Below are 8,654 nucleotides of genomic sequence, written 5' to 3' on the forward strand. Positions count from 1 at the left end.
AGTGCGGTCGAAAATCCACGCGTTTTTTGAGTCGTATCTATCGCACGAATAAGACAATAACAGAGCAATTCAGTTAGAGAAAAAAATAATGACAGACAACCTTCAAGATGTAATTTCCCCAAAATTGGCAGCTGCCATTGCCAATCCGTTATTTCCTGCTGTGGACAGCCAGTTGCGTTCCGGTAAGCATATTAGTACGGAACATTTGGATAACCACGCCTTTTTACTTGATTTTCAAACGGAACTGGATCTGTTCTATCGTCGTTATAACGTGGAACTGATTCGTGCGCCGGAAGGTTTTTTCTATTTACGTCCGAAAGCAACAACACTCATAGCCCGTTCTGTGTTAACTGAATTGGAAATGTTAGTGGGTAAGGTGTTGTGTTATTTGTATTTAAGTCCGGAGCGTTTAGCACAGCAGGGGATTTTCAGTACGCAGGAAGTGTATGACGAATTGCTGAATTTAGCGGATGAAGGCAAGTTACTGAAAGCGGTGAATCAACGTTCCAGTGGTTCCGATTTGGATAAACAAAAATTAGCAGAAAAAGTGCGTGCGGCAATTGGTCGTTTACGCCGTTTAGGCATGATTTATACCGTAGGCGAACCGAACAGCGGCAAATTCACGATTTCCGAATCCGTATTCCGTTTTGGCGCAGAAGTGCGTGCCGGAGATGATCCGATTGAAGCACAATTACGCTTAATTCGCGATGGGGAAGCGGCAACGCCACAATCTTTACAGCAAGAAAAAGCCGCATTACAAAATAGTTCAGAAAACAGCGAGAACGATGCTGACGTTGAAGACGAATTCGTAGAAGAGGAACAAGAATAATGACTGAAGAATTATCTCTGGAAAATGAAGTAATGGATACGGTATCCTCTGATGTAGCGCCGGTTATCTTTAACCAAAACAGTGGAGTAGAACGCGGTAAATTCCGTTCTTTAACACTCATCAACTGGAACGGTTTCTTCGCCCGTACCTTTGATTTAGACGAATTGGTGACCACACTTTCCGGTGGTAATGGTGCCGGTAAATCTACGACCATGGCCGGATTTGTGACAGCGTTGATTCCGGACTTAACCTTATTGCACTTCCGTAACACTACGGAAGCCGGTGCCACAAGCGGTTCTCGTGATAAAGGGCTGCACGGTAAATTGCGTCCGGGCGTGTGTTACGCGGCGTTGGATACCATCAACTCCCGTCATCAACGGATTATTGTGGGTGTTCGTCTGCAACAAGTGGCAGGCCGTGATAAAAAAGTGGATTTAAAAACCTTTTCTATTCAAGGCGTAGAATTGTCTGTCAATCCGACCGCACTTTTCACCGAAACCATTAACGAACGTCAAGCGCGCGTACTGACCTTAAATGAATTAAAAGACAAAGTTGAACAGGGCGGCGCCCAATTTAAACAATATCATTCCATCACCGATTACCACGGCATGATGTTTGATTTGGGAATTATTCCGAAACGTTTGCGTTCATCTTCCGACCGTAGCAAATTCTATAAACTTATCGAAGCCTCTTTATACGGCGGTATTTCCAGCGCCATTACCCGTTCCTTGCGGGATTATTTATTGCCGGAAAACTTAGGCGTGAAAAAAGCCTTCCAAGACATGGAAAGTGCTTTGCGTGAAAACCGTATGACGTTGGAAGCGATTAAAGTGACCCAAGCGGATCGCGATTTATTCAAACATTTAATCACCGAATCCACCAATTATGTGGCGGCGGATTATATGCGAAATGCCAATGAGCGTCGTGGCAACATTGAAACCGCATTAAATTTCCGTCAGGAGTGGTATAAAGCCAAGTCTGAACAGAATTTATCACAACATCGTTTAGTTGAATTAAGTCGTGAAGCCGCCGAGTTAGCCGAAAGTGAAAGAGTCCTCGAAGTGGATCACCAAAGTGCACTTGATCATCTGAATTTGGTGTTAAATGCGTTACGTCATCAGGAAAAAATTTCTCGTTATCAAGAAGATGTCAACGAACTGACTGAGCGCTTGGAAGAGCAAAAAATGGTGGTTGAAACTGCTAACGAGCAACTGGAAGAAAGTCAGGCGCAATTTGAACAAACAGAACAAGAAGTTGACAACTTGCGTTCCCAATTAGCAGATTATCAGCAAGCTCTTGATGCACAACAAACCCGTGCATTGCAATATCAGCAAGCCATTCAAGCCTTAGAAAAAGCCAAGACATTGTGTGGATTAGCCGATTTATCGGTAAAAAACGTGGAGGCATATCACGAAGAATTTGAAGCGCAAGCGGAAGCATTGACGAATAACGTGCTTGAACTAGAACAAAAAATGTCTATTTCCGAGGCGGCGAAAACGCAATTTGATAAAGCCTATCAATTGGTTTGCAAAATTGCAGGTGAGGTGCCACGTTCTGCCGCGTGGGAAAGTGCCAAAGAATTGTTACGCGAATATCCGACACAAAAGCTCCAAGCGCAACAAACGCCGCAATTGCGTGCTAAGTTACATGAGTTAGAGCAGCGCTTAAATCAACAACAAAGTGCGGTCAGATTATTAAACGATTTTAATCAACGTGCGAATCAGAGCTTAGAAACGGCGGATGAATTGGAAGCGTTCTATGGCGATCAAGAAGCCTTAATTGAAGATTTATCTGCCGAACTTTCCGAGTTAGTTGAGCAACGTTCAACCCTACGTCAAAAACGTGAAAATTTAACCGCACTTTATGATGAAAACGCACGTAAAGCGCCGGCTTGGTTAACCGCTCAAGCGGCATTGGAACGCTTGCAAGAGCAAAGTGGAGAAGAATTCGCAGACAGTCAGGATGTGATGAATTTCATGCAATCACAGCTGACCAAAGAGCGCGAATTGACCATGGAACGCGACCAGCTAGAACTTCAACGTCAGCAATTAGATGAGCAAATTAGCCGCTTAAGTCAGCCGGATGGTTCGGAAGATGCCCGTTTGAATGTTCTGGCAGAACGTTTCGGTGGCGTGTTGCTGTCTGAATTATACGATGATGTGCCGATCGAAGACGCACCTTATTTCTCTGCCTTATACGGCCCGGCACGCCATGCCATTGTGGTGCGTGATTTGAATGCGGTGAAAGAGCAACTTGCTAATTTGGAAGATTGCCCGGAAGATTTGTATTTAATCGAGGGGGATCCAGCGGCGTTTGACGACAGCGTACTTTCGGCACAAGAGTTGGAGCTTGGTGTGGTTGTTCAGGTGTCCGATCGTGAATTACGTTATTCCAAATTTCCTGAAATTCCGTTGTTCGGCCGTGCTGCCCGTGAAAAATATTTGGAAGAATTACAGGCTAAACGTGAGGAAGTGGCGGAGCAGTATGCACAACGTGCTTTTGACGTGCAAAAATGCCAGCGTTTACATGAGCATTTTAGTCAGTTTGTTGGTCTGCATTTAGCCTTGGCATTCCAAGCGAATCCGGAACAACTGATGGCGCAGACCAATCAACAACGCAATGAAATTGAACGCGAGCTTAATCAATTGGTGATCGGCGAGCAGCAAATTCGTCTTCGTTTAGATGAGGCGAAAGAAAGAATGCAGTTGTTGAATAAATTAATTCCGCAATTGCCATTATTGGCTGATGATAGCTTAACTGATCGCATTGAAGAATGCCGTGAGCAATTAGATTTGGCAGAGCAGGATGAATTATTTATCCGTCAGCACGGTGTCACGTTGTCACAATTAGAACCGATTGCTAACACGTTGCAAAGCGACCCGGAAAATTACGAGCACTTAAAAGCCGATTATGAACAAGCCATTCAGCTACAAAAACAAGTGCAACAAAAAGTCTTTGCCTTGGCGGATGTGGTGCAACGCAAAGCGCATTTCAATTATGCGGAAAGCGTACAAACGGAAACCTCTGAATTAAACGAACAGTTACGCGCGCGTTTAGAACAAATGCAGCAACAACGTGAAATTCAGCGCGAACAATTACGTCAGGTTCAAGCGCAATATGCTCAGTACAATCAAGTGTTGATTCAATTGCAAAGTTCTTTCAACAGTAAAAATCAAATGTTGCAGGAATTGATGCAAGAAATTGGTGAATTGGGTGTTCGTGCTGATGAAGGCGCGGAAGAACGTGCAAAAATTCGTCGTGACGAGTTATATCAACAACTTTCTACTAATCGCCAACGCCGTTCTTACATTGAAAAACAACTCACCCTTATTGAAAGCGAAGCGGAAAATCTGACTCGTCGTATTCGTAAAGCAGAACGTGATTATAAAACTCAGCGCGAACTGGTGACGGCAGCGAAAATGAGCTGGTGTGTGGTGCTTCGTTTATCCCGTAATTCTGATGTAGAAAAACGTTTAAATCGTCGTGAATTAGCCTATTTATCCGCAGATGAATTGCGCTCCATGTCAGATAAAGCGCTAGGTGCGTTGCGTACGGCAGTTGCTGACAACGAATATCTGCGTGATGCTTTGCGTTTATCAGAAGATAGCCGTAAACCGGAAAATAAAGTGCGGTTCTTTATCGCCGTATATCAACATCTGCGCGAACGTATTCGTCAGGATATTCTGAAAACCGATGACCCGATTGATGCAATTGAACAAATGGAAATCGAGCTTTCCCGCTTAACGGAAGAGTTGACCGGCCGTGAACAAAAATTGGCGATCAGTTCTGAAAGTGTGGCGAATATCATGCGTAAAACCATTCAACGTGAACAAAATCGCATTCGTATGCTAAACCAAGGGCTACAAAATATCGCCTTTGGTCAGGTGAAATCAGTGCGTTTAGTGGTGAATATTCGGGATACGCATGCCATGTTGTTGGATGCGTTATCCGGCAATCAGTCGGATTATCAAGATCTGTTCAGCGATAACCGCATGACTTTCTCCGAGGCCATTGCGAAGCTATATCAACGCCTTAACCCGCATATCGATGTAGGGCAACGTACTGCGCAAACCATCGGTGAAGAATTATTGGATTACCGTAATTACCTCGACTTAGAAGTGGAAGTGTATCGTGGCGCAGATGGTTGGTTACGCGCAGAAAGCGGCGCATTATCCACCGGGGAAGCCATCGGCACCGGTATGTCCATCCTCTTAATGGTGGTACAAAGCTGGGAAGAAGAAAGCCGTCGTATTCGCGGAAAAGACATCGTGCCGTGCCGTTTATTATTCCTAGATGAAGCGGCGCGTTTGGATGCGAAATCCATTTCTACTTTGTTCGAGCTATGCGAACGCCTAGATATGCAGCTACTGATTGCTGCACCGGAAAACATCAGCCCGGAAAAAGGCACTACCTATAAACTGGTGCGTAAAATCTCCGGTAATCACGAACACGTTCATGTGGTCGGCTTACGCGGATTCGGCGCAACGGAGTAGTTTAATAAATAAAGAAGTGCGGTTAAAAAATGAAGTGTTTTTTGATCTGCCCCCAAAAATCTAGAATCGTAGCGTGCTACTTGTTGCACGAAATCATGAATGCCCGAAAGGGTTAAATAACGCCTAGTGCATGATTTGGTCGTGCATCAAGATGCACGCTACGCACGAAATCGTGAATATCCGAAAGGGTTAAATAACGTTCCGTGCGTGATTTGGTCGTGCATCAAGATGCACGCTACGCACGAAATCATGAATGCCCGAAAGAGTTAAATAACGTTCCGTGCGTGATTTGGTCGTGCATCAAGATGCACGCTACGCATGAAATCATGAATTACACATCAAGGTTAATCATTCGTGCAACAATTTGCACACTATGACATCGTGAATTTATGCATTGAGGTTAATCATTCGTGCATCAAGATGCACGCTATGACATCGTGAATTACGCATTGAGGTTAATAAACGTCCGCAAAAAGCTGACGATCATATAAAAATGACCGCACTTTTTTGCATTACGGTCAAAAGTGCGGTCAGATTTTCAGACGTTTTTTATTGTGTACGGTATCGCAGATTACAATAGCCCCGGTTGACCTAACGCAGGATCCACTTCACGCGCGTTTAACGCATCTTCCACGGTTAAGCCCAAGGCTTTCGCAACGCCTTCACCATAGGCTGGATCACACCAATGACAGTTACGAATATGACGATATTTGATGAAATCAGGTGCATCCCCCATCGCGGCAGCCGTATTGTTGAACAATGCTTGTTTTTGCTCTGGATTCATTAAGTTAAATAATGCACGCGGTTGGCTGAAGTAGTCGTTATCATCGTTACGATAATCCCAGTTCGCCGCATCGCCATTAATACGAAGTGGTGGTTCGGCAAAATCCGGTTGTTGTTGCCATTGATTAAAACTATTCGGTTCATAGTGCGGCAAGCTACCATAGTTACCATCAACACGACCAAAACCATCACGTTGGTTGCTATGCACCGGGCAACGTGGACGATTTACCGGAATTTGGCGGTAGTTCACCCCTAAACGATAACGTTGAGCATCCGCATAGTTGAATAGACGCGCTTGCAACATTTTATCCGGGCTTGCACCGATCCCCGGCACTAAGTTACTCGGTGCAAAGGCAGATTGTTCCACATCAGCAAAGAAGTTTTCCGGATTGCGGTTAAGTTCAAACTCCCCTACTTCAATTAATGGATAGTCTTTTTTCGGCCATACTTTGGTTAAATCGAATGGGTGGTAAGGCACTTTTTCCGCATCGGCTTCAGGCATAATTTGTACGTATAACGTCCATTTCGGGAAATCACCCCGTTCGATGGCTTCATATAAATCGCGTTGATGACTTTCACGGTCATTTGCGATAACTGCAGCGGCTTCTGCATCGGTTAAGTTTTTAATGCCTTGTTGGGTACGGAAGTGGAATTTCACCCAAAAACGCTCGCCCGCTTCGTTCCAGAAACTGTAAGTATGTGAACCGAAACCGTGCATATGGCGATAGCTTGCCGGAATACCGCGATCACTCATGACAATAGTGACTTGGTGTAATGATTCCGGCAATAATGTCCAAAAGTCCCAGTTGTTAGTGGCTGAACGCATATTCGTGCGCGGATCACGTTTTACCGCTTTGTTTAAATCTGGGAATTTACGCGGATCACGTAAGAAGAATACCGGGGTGTTGTTACCCACTAAGTCCCAGTTACCTTCTTCGGTATAGAATTTTAAAGCAAAACCACGAATATCACGTTCCGCATCTGCAGCACCACGTTCTCCCGCAACGGTCGTAAAGCGTGCGAACATTTCTGTTTTTTTACCGACTTCACTGAAAATTTTTGCGCGAGTATATTTAGTAATGTCGTGTGTGACAGTAAAGGTACCAAATGCACCGGAGCCTTTCGCGTGCATACGACGCTCCGGAATCACTTCACGCACAAAATCTGCTAATTTTTCATTTAGCCATAAATCTTGTGAGAGTAATGGACCGCGTGGGCCGGCAGTTAAACTGTTTTGGTTATCGGCAACAGGCGCGCCGTTACCCATTGTTAAAGGCGTGCTGGTTAGATGAGAAAAAGGGCATTTAGCACTCATAGAAAACTCCTTAATAAATAGTATTAGCTTAAAGTAAATATCGCCAAGCATAATACAGAAAGGTTTTACCGATTGAAATCTATTAAATCAATTTGAAAACCCTATTTAAAAAAGAATTACGACGGCGTAATGCAAATTTGCTATATTCCGCTCAAAATTGTCGTTTTTTCATGAACGGTTCAATCGCATTCTAAAGTGCGGTCATTTTTTAGAAAGATTTTACAAACGGAGAGAAAATATGAATCCTTGGCTTTTACTGGGTGGCTCCATCGGCTTGGAAGTCATCGCCACCAATTTGCTGAAATTAAGCGATGGTTTTACCAAACCGCTTCCCACCATAAGTGCGTTATTGATTTATGCCTTATCGTTTTATTTGGTCTCCATCGTCTTCCGCAGCCTGCCTGTCGGCTTGGCCTATGCCGTTTGGTCCGGCGTAGGGATCATTTTGACAGCGATGGTTGCCTACTTTGCCTTTGGACAAAAACTCGATATGCCCGCTATGTTAGGAATTGCCCTGATTATTTCCGGCGTGCTGGTGATTAATCTATTTTCGACAACGAATCACTAATTTTCAGAACATAACGTGATTGCTATCACCTTCAAAGCAAGAAGCGCTCTCATTGTGCCTTCTCATGTTACTTTACCGGGCGGATCCGTGCGTGAACGGCACCTCAAACTCGGCAACGGAAAGCGAGATGCCCGCCACTGCTCCGCCCCATTACAATGCCAATTTATGGCATTTCAACATAAAGTGTTGCGTTCATTTTACCCTACCAACACAGAGGTCATACTCAATGAACCGGCAATCAAATGATCATTAAAAAATGCCACTTTTTCATCCGGCTCCCGCAGCGCCATCACATACAAGAGTGGCAAATAGTGATCCGGAGTGGGGACAGAAAGCGCCGCATTTTCACCAAATTGCTCATAATGCACCAATTCATCGTCATTTTGTGTGGTCATTGCGTGATTAATGTGATCACGGAACGCATACGCCCAGTCATAACCTGCACCGATTTGATCAATATGTTCCCAGCTTATTGCTCTCAGATTATGCACAATGTTGCCACTACCGATAATCAACACGCCCTCTTCACGCAAAGCAGCCAATTTTTTTGCCAAATTGAAATGCCACTGTACAGGTTGCAAACGGTTAAGACTCAGTTGCACCACAGGGATATCGGCATCGGGATACAGAAACTTCAACACCGCCCATGCGCCATGATCAAAACCG

General features: G+C 44.5%; 5 protein-coding genes. 3 read left to right on the plus strand and 2 right to left on the minus strand.

The features are described from left to right. Positions 1-88: 88 nt before the first annotated feature. Entirely contained in the window at positions 89-829 is a 741-nt protein-coding gene (gene mukE / locus Q0203_RS09570) for a chromosome partition protein MukE (protein WP_297931921.1), read from the plus strand. Then, positions 829-5,322, plus strand: a complete 4,494-nt coding sequence (gene mukB, locus Q0203_RS09575; RefSeq protein ID WP_297931924.1) for a chromosome partition protein MukB — start codon at positions 829-831, stop codon at positions 5,320-5,322. Before mukE ends, mukB begins: the two co-directional genes overlap by 1 nt. A 571-nt stretch (positions 5,323-5,893) precedes the next feature. On the opposite strand, the gene Q0203_RS09580 is transcribed toward mukB, so the two are convergent. Beyond that, complete coding sequence (locus Q0203_RS09580) at positions 5,894-7,420, minus strand: catalase (protein WP_297931927.1); 1,527 nt, start codon at positions 7,418-7,420, stop codon at positions 5,894-5,896. A 238-nt stretch (positions 7,421-7,658) separates the two neighbouring features. Between Q0203_RS09580 and Q0203_RS09585 the strand changes: the two genes are divergently transcribed. Continuing rightward, entirely contained in the window at positions 7,659-7,988 is a 330-nt protein-coding gene (locus Q0203_RS09585) for an SMR family transporter (protein WP_297931930.1), read from the plus strand. 197 nt (positions 7,989-8,185) lie between these two features. On the opposite strand, the gene Q0203_RS09590 is transcribed toward Q0203_RS09585, so the two are convergent. Then, the coding region (locus Q0203_RS09590; RefSeq protein ID WP_297931933.1) for a class III extradiol ring-cleavage dioxygenase at positions 8,186-8,654 on the minus strand (469 nt) is incomplete at its 5' end.

This window comes from uncultured Aggregatibacter sp. (assembly GCF_938046485.1).
GTDB lineage: Bacteria > Pseudomonadota > Gammaproteobacteria > Enterobacterales > Pasteurellaceae > Aggregatibacter.

What these genes read in the sequence shown, in the direction of transcription:
- Q0203_RS09585 (WP_297931930.1), top strand. Translation starts at nt 7,659, where the DNA reads ATGAATCCTTGGCTTTTACTGGGTGGCTCCATCGGCTTGGAAGTCATC.
- mukE (WP_297931921.1), top strand. Translation starts at nt 89, where the DNA reads ATGACAGACAACCTTCAAGATGTAATTTCCCCAAAATTGGCAGCTGCC.
- Q0203_RS09580 (WP_297931927.1), bottom strand. Translation starts at nt 7,420, where the DNA reads ATGAGTGCTAAATGCCCTTTTTCTCATCTAACCAGCACGCCTTTAACA.
- mukB (WP_297931924.1), top strand. Translation starts at nt 829, where the DNA reads ATGACTGAAGAATTATCTCTGGAAAATGAAGTAATGGATACGGTATCC.